The organism is Promicromonospora alba (genome assembly GCF_042654905.1).
In the GTDB taxonomy this organism is placed as follows: Bacteria; Actinomycetota; Actinomycetes; order Actinomycetales; family Cellulomonadaceae; genus Promicromonospora; species Promicromonospora alba.
The window spans coordinates 29,538-43,163 of the sequence record NZ_JBHSFI010000009.1 but is presented as its reverse complement, the minus strand read 5'-3'; the positions used below and the strand labels follow the sequence as shown (position 1 = coordinate 43,163).

Annotated in this window: 11 protein-coding genes; 8 read left to right on the top strand and 3 right to left on the bottom strand. The window is 71.5% G+C overall.

Going from position 1 to position 13,626, the window contains the following annotated elements; all coding sequences use genetic code 11:
• Window positions 1–3 precede the first annotated feature (3 nt).
• Window positions 4–1,035 (top strand): alpha-ketoacid dehydrogenase subunit beta, encoded by a 1,032-nt coding sequence (locus ACFO6V_RS25650; RefSeq protein WP_377141292.1) that lies wholly within the window; start codon window positions 4–6, stop codon window positions 1,033–1,035.
• Window positions 1,036–1,072: 37 nt separating this feature from the next.
• Window positions 1,073–2,545 carry a dihydrolipoamide acetyltransferase family protein gene (locus tag ACFO6V_RS25645; RefSeq protein WP_377141289.1) on the top strand — a complete coding sequence of 491 codons (1,473 nt, stop codon included), beginning with the start codon at window positions 1,073–1,075 and terminating at the stop codon, window positions 2,543–2,545.
• Between the two features lie 197 nt (window positions 2,546–2,742).
• On the opposite strand, the gene ACFO6V_RS25640 is transcribed toward ACFO6V_RS25645, so the two are convergent.
• Window positions 2,743–3,024, bottom strand: coding sequence for a WhiB family transcriptional regulator (locus ACFO6V_RS25640; protein WP_464719208.1), 282 nt, complete (start codon window positions 3,022–3,024; stop codon window positions 2,743–2,745).
• A 157-nt stretch (window positions 3,025–3,181) separates the two neighbouring features.
• Here ACFO6V_RS25640 and ACFO6V_RS25635 point away from each other — a divergent pair, with 157 nt between their 5' ends.
• Both ACFO6V_RS25635 and ACFO6V_RS25630 read left to right on the top strand, forming a co-directional pair.
• Complete coding sequence (locus ACFO6V_RS25635; RefSeq protein WP_377141286.1) at window positions 3,182–5,230, top strand: bifunctional copper resistance protein CopD/cytochrome c oxidase assembly protein; 2,049 nt, start codon at window positions 3,182–3,184, stop codon at window positions 5,228–5,230.
• A 96-nt stretch (window positions 5,231–5,326) separates the two neighbouring features.
• The gene (locus tag ACFO6V_RS25630; protein WP_377141283.1) at window positions 5,327–7,510 is read left to right on the top strand and encodes a S9 family peptidase; all 2,184 of its coding nucleotides are present in this window, start codon (window positions 5,327–5,329) and stop codon (window positions 7,508–7,510) included.
• Window positions 7,511–7,617: 107 nt separating this feature from the next.
• Here ACFO6V_RS25630 and ACFO6V_RS25625 read toward each other — a convergent pair whose 3' ends face one another.
• The gene (locus ACFO6V_RS25625) at window positions 7,618–7,986 is read right to left on the bottom strand and encodes a hypothetical protein (RefSeq protein WP_377141281.1); all 369 of its coding nucleotides are present in this window, start codon (window positions 7,984–7,986) and stop codon (window positions 7,618–7,620) included.
• 206 nt (window positions 7,987–8,192) lie between these two features.
• The gene (locus ACFO6V_RS25620; protein WP_377141278.1) at window positions 8,193–9,266 is read right to left on the bottom strand and encodes a hypothetical protein; all 1,074 of its coding nucleotides are present in this window, start codon (window positions 9,264–9,266) and stop codon (window positions 8,193–8,195) included.
• A gap of 260 nt (window positions 9,267–9,526) precedes the next feature.
• Here ACFO6V_RS25620 and ACFO6V_RS25615 point away from each other — a divergent pair, with 260 nt between their 5' ends.
• The 4 genes from ACFO6V_RS25615 to ACFO6V_RS25600 all read left to right on the top strand — a co-directional run bounded on the left by ACFO6V_RS25615 (window position 9,527) and on the right by ACFO6V_RS25600 (window position 13,586).
• Window positions 9,527–9,742 carry a hypothetical protein gene (locus ACFO6V_RS25615; RefSeq protein ID WP_377141275.1) on the top strand — a complete coding sequence of 72 codons (216 nt, stop codon included), beginning with the start codon at window positions 9,527–9,529 and terminating at the stop codon, window positions 9,740–9,742.
• 10 nt (window positions 9,743–9,752) lie between these two features.
• Window positions 9,753–11,693: an NHL domain-containing thioredoxin family protein gene (locus ACFO6V_RS25610; RefSeq protein WP_377141272.1), complete on the top strand. Its 1,941-nt coding sequence runs from the start codon at window positions 9,753–9,755 to the stop codon at window positions 11,691–11,693.
• A 244-nt stretch (window positions 11,694–11,937) separates the two neighbouring features.
• Window positions 11,938–12,870, top strand: a complete 933-nt coding sequence (locus ACFO6V_RS25605; RefSeq protein ID WP_377141269.1) for a hypothetical protein — start codon at window positions 11,938–11,940, stop codon at window positions 12,868–12,870.
• Between the two features lie 62 nt (window positions 12,871–12,932).
• Window positions 12,933–13,586: an HAD family hydrolase gene (locus ACFO6V_RS25600; protein ID WP_377141266.1), complete on the top strand. Its 654-nt coding sequence runs from the start codon at window positions 12,933–12,935 to the stop codon at window positions 13,584–13,586.
• The last annotated feature ends 40 nt before the right edge of the window (window positions 13,587–13,626 follow it).

The window sequence follows — 13,626 nt, the reverse complement described above, 5'->3', positions numbered from 1 at the left end:
ACCATGGCGGAACGCACGCACACCACATCCGGCGCCCAGGAACCGGCGTCGGGCATCCAGACGCTCTCGTTCGGCAAGGCGATCAACGAGGGCCTGCGCGCCGCGATGCGGCGCGACGACAAGGTCATGCTCATGGGTGAGGACATCGGCCCGCTGGGCGGCGTCTTCCGTGTGACCGACGGCCTGCAGGCGGAGTTCGGCGAGCAGCGGGTCGTGGACACGCCGCTGGCGGAGTCCGGCATCGTCGGCACCGCCATCGGCCTCGCCATGCGCGGCTACCGGCCGGTCTGCGAGATCCAGTTCGACGGGTTCGTCTTCCCGGCGTTCAACCAGATCACCACGCAGCTCTCGAAGATCCACAACCGCACGCGCGGCGCGGTGCAGATGCCCGTCGTCATCCGCATCCCGTACGGCGGCGGCATCGGCGGCGTCGAGCACCACGGCGAGAGCCCGGAGTCGCTGTTCGCGCACACCGCGGGCCTGCGTGTGGTCTCGCCGAGCACCCCGCAGGACGCGTACACGATGATCCAGGAGGCCATCGCCTCCCCGGACCCGGTGCTGTACTTCGAGCCCAAGAGCCGTTACTGGGGCAAGGGCGCGGTCGACCTGGGCGCTCCCGTCGGTACGGACACGCTGAACTCGGCACACGTCGTCCGCCAGGGCACCGACGTCACGTTCGTCGCCTACGGCCCGTCCGTCGCGACGGCGCTCAAGGCTGCCGACGCGCTCGCCGAGGAGGGCCGCTCCGCCGAGGTGCTCGACCTGCGCGCCATCTCCCCGCTCGACACGGCGGCGATCGTGGCCAGCGTGCGCAAGACCGGACGCTGCGTGGTGATCCACGAGGCGCCGGTGTTCTTCGGCGCGGGTGCCGAGATCGCGGCCCGGGTCACCGAGGAGTGCTTCTACGCTCTCGAGGCGCCCGTGCTCCGCGTGGGCGGCTTCCACACCCCGTACCCGGTGGCCAAGCACGAGCACGAGTACCTGCCGAGCGTGGACCGTGTGCTCGACGCCGTCGACCGCGCCTTCGCGCACTGAGCGAGGCCGAGATGAATGATTCGAGAGTGAGCCGAGAGTGAGCTTGAAGACCCAGAGGTTCCCGCTCCCCGACGTCGGCGAAGGACTGACCGAGGCCGAGATCGTCGAGTGGCAGGTCGCCGTCGGCGACACCGTCGAGGTGAACCAGACGATCGTGGAGATCGAGACGGCGAAGTCGCTCGTCGACCTGCCGTCGCCGTGGACGGGGACGGTGTCCGCCCTGCTCGTCGAGGCGGGCACCACCGTCGACGTCGGCACCCCGATCATCGAGATCACCGTGCCCGACACCGGAGGCTCCGCGGGGTCGGCCCCGGCCGGTTCGGCGGCCGGCTCCGACGGCACCCCAGCAGCCGGGGGCGCCCAGGACGAGAGCTCCGGATCGGTGCTCGTCGGCTACGGCACGGTGGAGGCGAAGGCCAGCGGACGTCGTCGCCGGCACCAGGCGGGCGCGTCCTCCCCGGCACCGGTCGCGCCTGCGCCCGTAGCGGTCGCACCGGTAGCGGTGGCCGAGACCCGTGCACCCGCACCGGTGGCAGCCCCCGTGGCAGCCGCTCCGGCGCGGCCGGCGGCTCCGGCGTCGGACACCGGGACCACCACCGCCGCGAGGGCGCGGGTGCTGGCGAAGCCGCCGGTCCGCAAGCTCGCCAAGGACCTGGGGGTGGACCTGGCGGGCGTGCACGCGTCAGGCCCGGGCGGCATCGTGACGCGCGAGGACGTGGTCGCCCACGCCGAGCGCTCGTCGGTGCGGACCCTTACCCACTACCCGGATGACGAGCCGTGGCTCGCCTCCGGCGTGGTCTCACCGGACGGGCGTCAGACGCGTGTCCCGGTGCGGTCGGTCCGCAAGCGCACCGCCGAGGCGATGGTCGCCAGCGCCTTCACGGCACCGCACGTGACGGTGCTGCACTCCATCGACGTCACGAAGACCATGAAGCTCGTCGCGAACCTCAGGGAGGACCGCGACTTCGCCGACGTCAAGGTGACGCCGCTGCTCGTCGCGGCCAAGGCGATCCTGCTCGCCGTGAAGCGGCACCCGCAGATCAACGCCTCGTGGGACGACGCGGCCCAGGAGATCGTCTACAAGCACTACGTGAACCTCGGCATCGCCGCGGCGACACCCCGCGGGCTCGTGGTGCCGAACATCAAGGACGCGCACACGCTCGACCTGCTCGGCCTCGCGAAGGCGCTCGCCGGGCTGACGGCGACCGCACGGGCCGGACGTACCTCGGTCACGGACATGTCCGACGGCACCATCACGATCACGAACCTGGGTGTCTTCGGCATCGACACGGGCACGCCCATCCTCAACCCGGGGGAGGCGGGGATCCTCGCCTTCGGCGCGATCCGCAAGCAGCCCTGGGTGCACAAGGGCAAGGTGAAGCCGCGGTGGGTCACGCAGCTGAGCTTCAGCTTCGACCACCGGCTGGCCGACGGCGAGCTGGGCGCGCGGTTCATCAAGGACGTCGCCCGCGTGCTCGAGGAGCCCGCCCATGGCCTCGTCTGGGGCTGAGCTGCTGAGCTGAGCTGAGAACGAGTCAGACCCCCAGGTCGGGTGACCTGGGGGTCTGACTCGTAGTACGACCGGGGCAGTGCGCTCGTCCGGATCCGTCTGGGAGATCCTCGGTGCGGAGAGCGCACTGCTCCGGTGTCTCACGGCGAATGGACTCGGTCGCCGTGCCTCAGGAAAAGTCTCTGGTCACGTGGCGGTCACGCCACGCGCATCCCTCCGATCGACCGGGGCCGGCCACGACGACGCTTGCGGCTGCGCACGGTGCCGTCGACGACGATCTCGCCGCCCCAGACACCCCACGGCTCGCGGCGCGCGAGCGCACCCGCGAGGCACTGCGCCTTCAGCGGGCAGACAGCGCACGCGCGCTTCGCCTCCTCAAGGTCCGCGGGATGTTCCGCGAACCAGAGCTCGGGCTGTTCCGAGCACGGCACGGAGTCGTCGGTCACGGTGATGATGTTCGCGAGGTCCACACTGGTCACAACGCAGAGGAGGGCTAAAGGGTTGGGTTTGGTGCACAAATCCGCCGAACTTTTCCTGAACTCCGTCGGAATGCCCGGTTTTCGCGGTCATGACGTGGTCAACCGGACACCCACAGACGGTCCGAACCGCCCCGGACCGCGCCTTAGGCTGGGTCGTGTGACGCCGACCGACGCCCGGAACAGGACCAGCAGACCTGCTCGGACGAGCACAGCAAGCGGCCCGACGAGCCCCTCGTGGCTCGTCACCGCCCTGCCCGCCGCAGGCCTCGTGGCGCTCGCGGCGCTCTTCGCCGCGGGTACGTTCTCGGGCGCCTTCACCGCGTTCGCGAACTTCACCGACCCGGGCGCCTTCGTGCGCTGGGGCGCTCCGGTCGCGACGGTGATCACCGAGCTGGCCGTGGCGCTGACCGTCGGGGCCCTCGCGCTGGCGGCCTTCGTGCTGCCGCGCGGGCCCCTTGCCGACCGGGCCCTCGGCGTGGCCGGCGTCGCCGCCGGGGTCTGGACGCTCGCGGCGCTGGTGCAGCTGGTGCTGCGGTTCTCGTGGTCCTGGTACCTGCCGTTGGACGCGGAGGGGTTCGGCCCCGCGCTGATCGAGTACGTGACGACCATCCCCGTCGGTCGCACGTACCTGGGGATAGTCATCGTCGCCGCGCTGACGGCGGCCGTCGCACTGCTGGTCCGCGGCCCGGTCGGCGCGCTGGGCACCATCGCGCTGCCGCTGCTCGCTCTCGGCATGCAGTCCTCGACGGGCCACGCCGCCGGGGCCGCCAGCCACGACGTCGCCATCTCGGCTCTGTTCCTCCACCTCGGGGGTGCCGCCCTCTGGATCGGCGGCCTCGCGGCCATCGCCTTCGTCGGCCTCCGGCATGCCGCGACGGCCGACGTGATCCGGCGCTACTCGAAGATCGCGTTGTGGTGCTTCGCCGCCGTGGCGGTCTCCGGCGTCGTCAGCGCCTGGGTCCGGATCGGTTCGCTCGACGGGCTGAGCACCGATTATGGGGTCCTGCTCGTGGTCAAGGCCGCGCTGCTGCTCGTCCTCGGCAGCCTCGGCTATCTGCACCGCAGCACGGTCGTCGCCCGGCTCTCCGCGGCGACCACCACCAGGAACGCGGCGATCGGCCTGTTCTGGCGGCTCGCGGCCGTGGAGGTCGGGGTGATGGGCGCCGTGTCCGGTGTGGCGGTCGCGCTCGGCTCCACCGCGCCGCCCGTGCCCGACGACGAGATCGTCGACCCGACCCCCGCCGAGCTCGTCACCGGCCACCCGCTGCCGCCCGAGCCCACCGTGCTGCGCTGGTTCACCGAGTTCCAGTGGGACGTCATCGTCGCGTTCGCGTGCGCTGCCGCCGTGCTCGTGTACGTGCGGTGGACGCTGCGGCTGCGGCGCCGGGGGGATGCCTGGCCGGTCGGCCGCATGATCTCCTGGTGCCTCGGCATCCTGGTCCTGTTCTGGGCCACCAACGGCGGCGCGGCCGCCTACGGGCACGTCCTGTTCAGCGCGCACATGGTGCAGCACATGGTCCTCGCGATGGTGGTGCCGCTGTTCCTCGTGCTGGCCGCCCCCGTCACCCTGCTCCTTCGCGCGGTCCCCGCCCGCAAGGACGACTCCCGCGGGCCGCGCGAGTGGGTGCTGGTGCTCGTGCACTCCGCCTTCGGCCGGTTCATGGCGAACCCGGTGGTGGCCGCGGTCCTGTTCGCGGGCGGGATGATCGTCTTCTACTTCACGCCCCTGTTCGAGCTCGCGCTGACGACCTACGCGGGTCACCTGTGGATGATCGTCCACTTCACGCTCGTCGGATACCTCTTCGCGAACGCCCTGGTCGGCGTCGACCCGGGGCCGGCCCGCCCCGGGTACCCCCTGCGGCTCGTGCTCCTGTTCGCCACCATGGCGTTCCACGCGTTCTTCGGCGTCACGCTCACCTCCGGCACCGCCCTGCTCGTGCCCGACTGGTTCGGGCTCATGGGCCGCCCCTGGGGACCCAGCGCGATCGAGGACCAGCAGAAGGGCGGCGCCGTCGCCTGGGGTATCGGTGAGCTGCCGACCCTGCTGCTCGCGGTAGGCGTCGCGATCTCCTGGGCCCGGTCCGACGCGCGCGAGGCCAAGCGGAACGACCGCAAGGCGGAACGGGACGGGGACGCCGAGCTGGAGGCGTACAACGAGATGCTGGCCAAGAAGGCCAGCCAGGCGGCGCAGGAGCGCGACTCCTGACCCTCCCGGTCGTGGGCGGGATCGGTACGCCTCGAACGGGCGCGTAGCCGCGAAAATCGCGCCCACAACCGCAGGCGTGCGTGATAGACGTGTCCGGTGAGCGAATCCCCGCAGACCCCGTTCCACGACCTCGACCACTACGTAGCGATCCCGCGCCTCGCCGGCCTCACGGCCAGCCCGGACGGTACCCGCGTCGTCGCAGCAGTCCAGACGCTCGACGGCGAGCGCACCGGCTACCGCACGGCCCTCTGGGAGCTCGACCCGGTGGGTGAGGCGCCGGCCCGGCGGCTCACGCGTTCCACGAAGGGCGAGTCGTCCGCCGTCTTCACCCGCTCGGGCGACCTCCTCTTCACCTCGGCCAGGCCCGACCCGGACGGCGCCCCGGCAGGCTCGGCCACCGAGCCGACGTCGGCCCTCTGGCTCCTGCCCGCCCACGGCGGCGAGGCCCGCGTCATCGCGACCCCGCCCGGCGGCGTCTCGGGGGCGCTCGCCGCCCGCGACGCCGACACGGTGAGCATCGCCACGAGCCTCCTGCCCTCCGCGAAGGGCCTGACCCAGGACGCCGAGCTCCGCAAGGCACGCAAGGACCAGAAGGTCTCCGCGATCCTGCACACGGGCTACCCCGTGCGGTTCTGGGACCACGACCTCGGACCCGACCAGGTGCGCCGCTTCGCCGGCGACCTCGCGACGCTCACGGACGAGCCGGCGTCTCCGCTGCCGGACGCCCCCAGGACCACCGGCGTCAAGGACGAGACCTCCGAGGAGGAGAACCCGTCGTCGGGCAAGCACCTCGACCTGCGTGACGTCACGGGCCCCGGCCGCCACCTCGAGGAGCACTCGGCGGACCTGTCGGCCGACGGCACCACGCTCGTCACCACCTGGAGCGTGCCCGACGCCGGCGCCGCGACCCGCAGCACGCTCGTCGTCGTCGACACGGTGACGGGCGACCGCCGGGTGCTGGTCGACGACCCGGACGCCGACGCCGGCGGCCCGCGCATCTCGCCCGACGGTGCCTGGGTCGCCTACGTGACCGAGTCCATCTCGTCCCCGACCGAGGCCCCCGTGGTCCGCCTGGCCCTGGTGCCCACCGACGGCTCCGCCGAGCCGGTGGTGCTCGCCGACGACTGGGACCGCTGGCCCGGCCGGCCCACCTGGCTCCCGGACGGCAGCGGCCTCCTGGTCCAGGCCGACGACGACGGTCGCGGGCCGGTCTTCGTCCTCACGTTCTCGACGGCTCTGCCAGGTAGCGACGTCACCGTCGAGAGGCTGACCGCCGACGACGCGGTCTTCTCCGACCTCTCCGTCACGTCCGACGGCGCCACGCTGTTCGCCTTGCGCGCCTCCTACGCGGCCCCGGCCGAGCCCGTGCGGATCGACCTGGCGGGCTTTCTCGCCTCGGGCGCACCGGGGGAGCGGACGCCGGTCGCCGCCACGCTGCTGCGCTCGCCGGTGGCAGCTCCCGCACTACCGGGCCGCCTCACCGAGATCGAGACCACCGCGGAGGACGGTTCCCGGGTGCGCGCCTGGCTGGCGCTGCCTGACGCCGGTCCCGAGGCCAAGGCCCCGCTCCTCCTCTGGATCCACGGCGGCCCGCTGGGCTCCTGGAACGCCTGGAGCTGGCGCTGGAACCCGTGGCTGATGGTCGCCCAGGGGTACGCCGTGCTGCTGCCCGACCCGGCGCTGTCCACCGGGTACGGCCAGGAGTTCATCCAGCGTGGCTGGGGCGCCTGGGGCGGGGCGCCGTTCACGGACCTCATGGCCATCACCGACGCCGCCGAGGCGCTGCCGGAGATCGACGAGACGCGTACTGCGGCCATGGGCGGCTCGTTCGGCGGTTACATGGCCAACTGGGTGGCGGGGCACACCGACCGCTTCAAGGCGGTCGTGACGCACGCGAGCCTGTGGGCGCTGGACCAGTTCGGACCCACGACGGACGCCGGCTACTACTGGGCGCGCGAGATGACGCCGGAGATGGCGCTGGAGAACAGCCCGCACCTGGCGGTGGGGGAGATCCGCACCCCGATGCTGGTCATCCACGGGGACAAGGACTACCGCGTCCCGATCGGTGAGGGCCTGCGTCTGTGGTTCGAGCTGCTGACGAAGTCGGGTCTGCCCGCGTCCGACGACGGCGAGACCGAGCACCGCTTCCTGTACTTCCCGGACGAGAACCACTGGGTGCTCACGCCGCAGAACGCCAAGGTCTGGTACCAGGTGGTGTCGGCATTCCTCGCCGAGCAGGTCCTCGGCGAGCCGACGGACCTACCGACAACCCTGGGCTGACCCGGCACCGACATGCCCAAGTAGAGCGTCTGTCCGGCCGCGCACCCTCGGGTCGCCGAAGTAGAGCGTGCGTCCGGACAGACGCTCTACTTCGGCACGCCTGTGGTTCAGCCCGCTTTGACCGCGCCTACGACGCGCACGCGCACGGCGACGTCGTTGATCTCCTCCGGGACCTTGTCCACGAGGCGGGGGTCCGTCACGTTGACCTGAAGAACCCAGCTCCCGCCGGATCCGGTCACCTGCTCGACCGAGACCTCCTCGGCCAGCACCTCGACCGATGATCTACCGGACGTGCCGGACTGCGCGTGTTTCTGCGCTGGGTACTCGCGCGGGGGCTGCCCGAGGGACGTCGTGAACTCAGGGGCGACGCCAACTCCGATCACACCGTCGAGCCCGGTCACTTTTTGCCGTAATGCGGCTTTTGCGGACCGAGCCTCGTCGAGTGTTGCCATCCCGATCACCTCCTGGTCATCCATTGTGTCCCCCGTGTCTACCCCCTCGCTCGCCGTATCTCGCCGGTTGCGCCGCCCTCCAGGAGGTCCACAGCGCCTTCGCAGGTCAGCGGGTTTGCGGCGCTCGACGCGCCGTATGGACACGCCAGCGCGCCCGGTCGGCGGGACCGACACGCCCGGCACGGGAAACGCTGGTGCGCATACCGAACGCCCCCGAACGGGTGCCTGGCTCAGGCGAACGGGCCAGGCGGCTCCCTAGCCAGCTCGACTCCCAGGATCTCGAGCACCTGGTCGATCGGGTTGGCATACGTGAGCCCCTTGCCACTGGGTCCGCCGGACTCCGACCCGGCGAACAGGAGACCGAGCGCCACGCCGTCCTCCCGGTACACGAGGGCGCCCGAGTCGCCGCCGCGCGAGAACGGCTGGTCGTCGAGGCTCTCGACCTCGATCTGGTCGTCGAAGCTGAGCGCGCCGAGATCCTCGTAGCCCACTATGACGTCGTCCAGCTCGATGGCGGTGACCCGCCCGCGCGTGACCGACGTCGTACGGCCCACCTTGCCGACGATCTCGCCGCCGAGGGCACGCGCGGTCTTGACCACGCGCCCCACGGGGTAGTCGAAGTCGACAGGGACCCGGTCGAGACGCGCGATGGCGGCGTCCGTGTAAGCGGGCTCCAGCGCATCGAGGTCCACCACCTGGGTCAGCTCGCCGATCCGGTCGCCCGGCGCCAGCCCGCCGTCCGCGGGCCCGGGCTGCAGGACGACGTCGCCGGGCCTGGCCTCCGGGGATCCGGCCAGCACGTGGTAGTTCGAGAGCGCGTACAGCTGCCCGTCCCCGGCGCGGTCGCTGCCGCCGGGGATCGCACGCGTCACGAACGCGCCGAGCGTCCCGGCAGTCACTCCCACATGGCCGATGGAGATGCCGGGCCGCAGCGGACGGCGCCGGTCCGTGTCGCCGTCGGCCTGCGACGTCGGCGCGGGCGGGCGCGGACCCAGCTCGCTCACGGGGCGGATGCGCCCGGTCCGCCGGACGTCGGCCTCGGGGCCGATCTCCGCCGAGATCTTGCGCACTATCGAACGGGCCCGGGGAATCCCCAGGCGGTAGCGGACGGCGATCCCGAAGCCGCCCCCTGCCTGGGGAACGAGCCCCAGGGCGAGCGTGGGAGCGCGTACGACGTCGGCAGCCTCCGACTCCGTCTGCGCACCCAGGGACCGCGGTACTGCCACTACTCCATGCTTCTCGGCGAGCTCTCGGGCGAAGGCTGCGAGCTGCTCCTTCATCTTCCTGGCCTGGTCGCGGTCCATGCCCTGATCCTCTCCTCACCCACCAACACACACGGGCCCCACGAGGGCGACACGCCGGTCTGCCCCAGAAAGTCATCCGATAGGCGGATATCGCCCCGCCAGGTTTGCGCGGTACGTTCCTCTGCTACCACCCAACCATGGCCGGGTGAAAGCCAGGAAGACCTGGGATGTCACAAAACATCCTCGGAAAACCTCCTGAATCGTTGGCGGTGCCCGCTCTGGACGCCGGCAAACACGGAACGGCGAAAATGATCGGGACGATGGACGAGACGCGGAGCGCGCGGGTGACCCGCTCCGACGTGCGACAGGCCCTCATGTGGGCCCTCGAGCGGGACCGCGCCGCTCTGCTCGCGCACCGGGCGGCAGTGCACTCCAGCAAGAGCGATCTCACGCGCCGCCGCGCCGACAAGGCACTTGTCGAGCAGTGGCGTGCCCGCAGGCCGGACACCGGGCAGGACGCCTCACCCCGAGAGTGACAATGGGCTCGTGCGTACAGGAGTCCAGAACCTTCCCCGCGTCCGCGCGTCCGAGCTCATCGGGCGCGGCTGGCTGAACACCGGCGGCAAAGAGCTGTCGCTGGCAGACTTTCGAGGCCGCGTCCTGATCCTCGACTTCTGGACCTTCTGCTGTATCAACTGCCTGCACGTGCTCGACGAGCTGCGCGAGGTCGAGGAGCAGCACCGCGACGAGCTCGTGATCGTCGGTGTGCACTCGCCCAAGTTCGAGCACGAGGCGGACCCCGAGGCGCTCGCGGCCGCCGTCGAGCGGTACGAGGTGCGGCACCCGGTCCTGGACGACCCGGAGCTGGTCACCTGGGGCGCGTACACCGCGCGGGCCTGGCCCACGCTCGTGGTCATCGACCCCGAGGGCTACATAGTGGCGCAGATGGCGGGCGAGGGGCACGGCTCCGCGATAGCCGCCCTCGTGACCGAGCTGATCGCCGAGCACTCGGCCAAGGGCACGCTGCACCGCGGCGCGGGGCCGTACGTGCCGCCCGCTCCGGCGTCGGGCACGCTGCGGTTCCCCGCCAAGGCGCTCGCCCTGCCGAACGGGAACCTCCTGGTCGCGGACGCCGGGCACCACTCGCTGGCCGAGCTGGCACCGGACGGCGAGACGCTCGTGCGGCGCATCGGTTCCGGCGAGCGTGGTCTGGCCGACGGCGGTCCGGGCGAGGCGCGTTTCTCGGAGCCGAACGGGCTGTGCCTGGTGCCAAACGGGGCAGCTGACCTCGGGTACGACGTCGTGGTGGCGGACACGGCTAACCACGCCCTGCGTGGGGTTCGGCTGTCCGACGGCACCGTGACAACCCTCGCCGGGACCGGCCAGCAATTCATGGTCGGCGGCCAGGAGAACGTCCTGGGTGAGGACGGAAAGTGGGGTCCGTTCGTTCCTGGCACAGCGGACGACCGGCCCGACGCAGTGAAGCTGTCTTCCCCGTGGGATGTCGCCTACCTGCCGGAGCGGGGTGAGGTCCTGGTCGCGATGGCAGGCAACCACACGCTGTGGGAGTACGACCCGGCAGAGGATTCGATCGCGCTCGTGGCGGGGACGATGAATGAGGGGCTTCAGGACGGCGATCCGATGACCGCTTGGTTCGCACAGCCGTCAGGTCTGACGGTCGACGCCAGCGGACGAGTCTGGTTGGCGGATTCTGAGTCATCGGCTCTGCGCTGCTTCGATCCGGCCGCCGGGAGATCTGTCGGCCCGTTGCAGACCGTCGTCGGCCAGGGCCTCTTCGACTTCGGGCACCGCGACGGCGCCGCCGACCAGGCGCTGCTGCAGCACCCGCTCGGCGTGGCCGCGCTGCCCGACGGCTCCGTCGTCGTCGCCGACACGTACAACGGCGCCCTGCGCCGCTACGACCCCGCCACCGCCGAGGTGACCACCCTGGCCAAGAACCTGGCCGAGCCGTCGGACGTGCTCGTCGAGGTGGTGGACGGCGCGGTGCACCTGGTCGTCGTCGAGTCGGCGGCCCACCGGCTCACGCGGGTCGCGCTCCCGGCGAGCCTGGCGGGCGAGGTGCTCGACGGCGGTGCGCACCGGATGGCCCGGCCCGCGACCGACGTCGGCGCCGGACCGCTCCGGCTCGACGTGCCGTTCGCGCCCGCGCCGGGGCAGAAGCTCGACGACCGGTGGGGCCCGTCGACGTCGCTCCAGGTCAGCGCCACCCCGCCGGAGCTGCTGCTGTCGGGTGCCGGCAACGGGACCGACCTGTTCCGTGACCTGGTGATCAACCCTGAGGTGGCCGAGGGCGTGCTGCACGTGACGGCCAAGGCGGCGTCGTGCGACGAGGTGCCCCTCCTGCCGAACGGCGAGCCGGACCCGGACGTGTTCCCGGCCTGCCACCTGGCGCAGCAGGACTGGGGCGTCCCGGTCCGCGTGGTGCCGGACGGCGACGCAGGCCTCACGCTCCCGCTCCGCGGCTGACCTGTCAGAAACCCGCGCACGTGTCAGACCCTCAAGTCACCCGAGTGACCTGAGGGTCTGACACGTCGGGGAGGTCTGACAGCTGTGGCTGGATGCGGAGCGAAACTTGTCGGCCGGACCGGGAGACCCTCGCGACGCAGTTCCAGGGCTTCGAATGCGACCACATGGACCGGTAAGAGGGTTCCGCGCACAGGCTGCCGAGGGCGCCCAGCGGCGGCGCAGATCGCCGGCGCAGGATCCAGGCATGACCGGATCACGAAACTTCGAGCGGACACCCGGGCTGGTGCAGCTCGCTCGCCGTCAGCATGCGGTGGTCACCCGCGCCCAGCTTGCCGGCGTCGGAATCTCCGCCCGGCATGTCGCCAGCCAGCTCGCCGCCCGAAGATGGCGCGCGGCGACGAGCGACGTCGTCGTACTGCACACGGGGCCCCTGCCGCGCGAGGCAGAACTCTGGGTAGCGGTCCTCGACGCCGAACCACCGGTGGCGCTCGGCTCGTGGACCGGTCTGGCCAAGCACGGACTGCGCGGCTGGGATCGGGAGGGCACGCACATCGTGGTGCCGCGGGGTGCGAAGACGCGGCGGCTCCCCGGCGTCGTCGTGCACGAGTCGAGACGGCCTGCGCCCGAGGACATCGTGCGCGTAGACCGGTTGCCCGTACACACGGTGCAACGGTGCGCGGTCGATGCGGCGGCCTGGCAGGAGTCGCCCCGGACCGCCGTCGGGCTGCTCGCCGCGGTGGTGCAGCAACGAAAGGCCTCGCCGGAGCAGCTGTGGGACCAGCTCGAGAGGGTGGGTCAGGTGCGCTTCCGTGATCTCATGCGCCGCAGCGTCGCCGACATCCGGGGTGGATCAGATGCCCTCAGCGAGATCGACTTCGTCGGGCTGTGCCGTCGAAACGGCCTGCCCGAGCCCAAGCGTCAGGAACATCGGATCGATGCCCGGGGACGGCACCGCTTCCTCGACGCCGAATGGATTCTCGACGACGGGCGACGGCTCGTGGTGGAGATCGACGGGATCGGACACATGGACGCGTCCCGCTGGTACGACGATCTCCTGCGGGACGCCGAGCTCGACAACGGCGACGGGTCGATCCACCTCCGTCTACCGGCGTCCGCGGCAAGGACCGAACCGGAACGCGTCCTCGCGATCCTCACCCGCCACCTCCGATCCCCCTGACGTGTCAGACCCTCACGTCACCCGAGTGACCCGAGGGTCTGACACGTCTTAGGGTCGGGCCCATGGTGCGCACCGTGGTGTTCGACGTCGGCGAGACGCTTATCGACGAGTCCCGGATCTGGCTCGGCTGGGCCGCACGGCTCGGGGTCCCCCCGCTCACGTTCCTCGGCGTGCTCGGCGGCTGTGCCGCGCTCGATCTGCCGCACGGAGACGCGTTCGAGATGCTGCGGCCGGGTCTGGACCTCGAGGCCGAGATCGCCCGTTGGGCCAGGGAGGACCCGGACGGCCTGCGCAACGGGTTCGACGCCGACGACCTCTACCCCGACGTCCGGCCGGCCCTGACCGCACTGCGCGAGGCGGGCTTCGACGTCGTCATCGCGGGGAACCAGCCGCCCGAGGCGCGCGCCGCGCTGGAGGCGATGGACCTGCCTGCGAGCGCGATAAGGACCTCCGACGAATGGGGTGTCCAGAAGCCGGAGCCCGGGTTCTTCGCCCGGGTCGCGGAGCTGTCAGGGGTCGCGCCCGAGGAGATCGCCTACGTGGGCGACCGGCTCGACAACGACGTCCTGCCCGCCGCCGACGCCGGGATGCGGCCGATCCTGCTGCGCCGCGGCCCGTGGGGCTACCTCCACGCGCTCCGCCCCGAGGCGGCGCGGGCCACGGTCATCGACTCGCTGGCCGAGCTTCCTGAGGTGCTGGCCGCGCGAGCCGCCTGACCTGTCAGAACCTCACGAACCTGTCAGACCCACAGGTCAC

Bases quoted from the DNA above. Each gene is read 5' to 3' on its own strand.
- ACFO6V_RS25650 (WP_377141292.1), top strand. From the start codon at position 4: ATGGCGGAACGCACGCACACCACATCCGGCGCCCAGGAACCGGCGTCG.
- ACFO6V_RS25625 (WP_377141281.1), bottom strand. From the start codon at position 7,986: ATGGATGACCAGGAGGTGATCGGGATGGCAACACTCGACGAGGCTCGG.
- ACFO6V_RS25620 (WP_377141278.1), bottom strand. From the start codon at position 9,266: ATGGACCGCGACCAGGCCAGGAAGATGAAGGAGCAGCTCGCAGCCTTC.
- ACFO6V_RS25615 (WP_377141275.1), top strand. From the start codon at position 9,527: ATGGACGAGACGCGGAGCGCGCGGGTGACCCGCTCCGACGTGCGACAG.
- ACFO6V_RS25605 (WP_377141269.1), top strand. From the start codon at position 11,938: ATGACCGGATCACGAAACTTCGAGCGGACACCCGGGCTGGTGCAGCTC.
- ACFO6V_RS25600 (WP_377141266.1), top strand. From the start codon at position 12,933: ATGGTGCGCACCGTGGTGTTCGACGTCGGCGAGACGCTTATCGACGAG.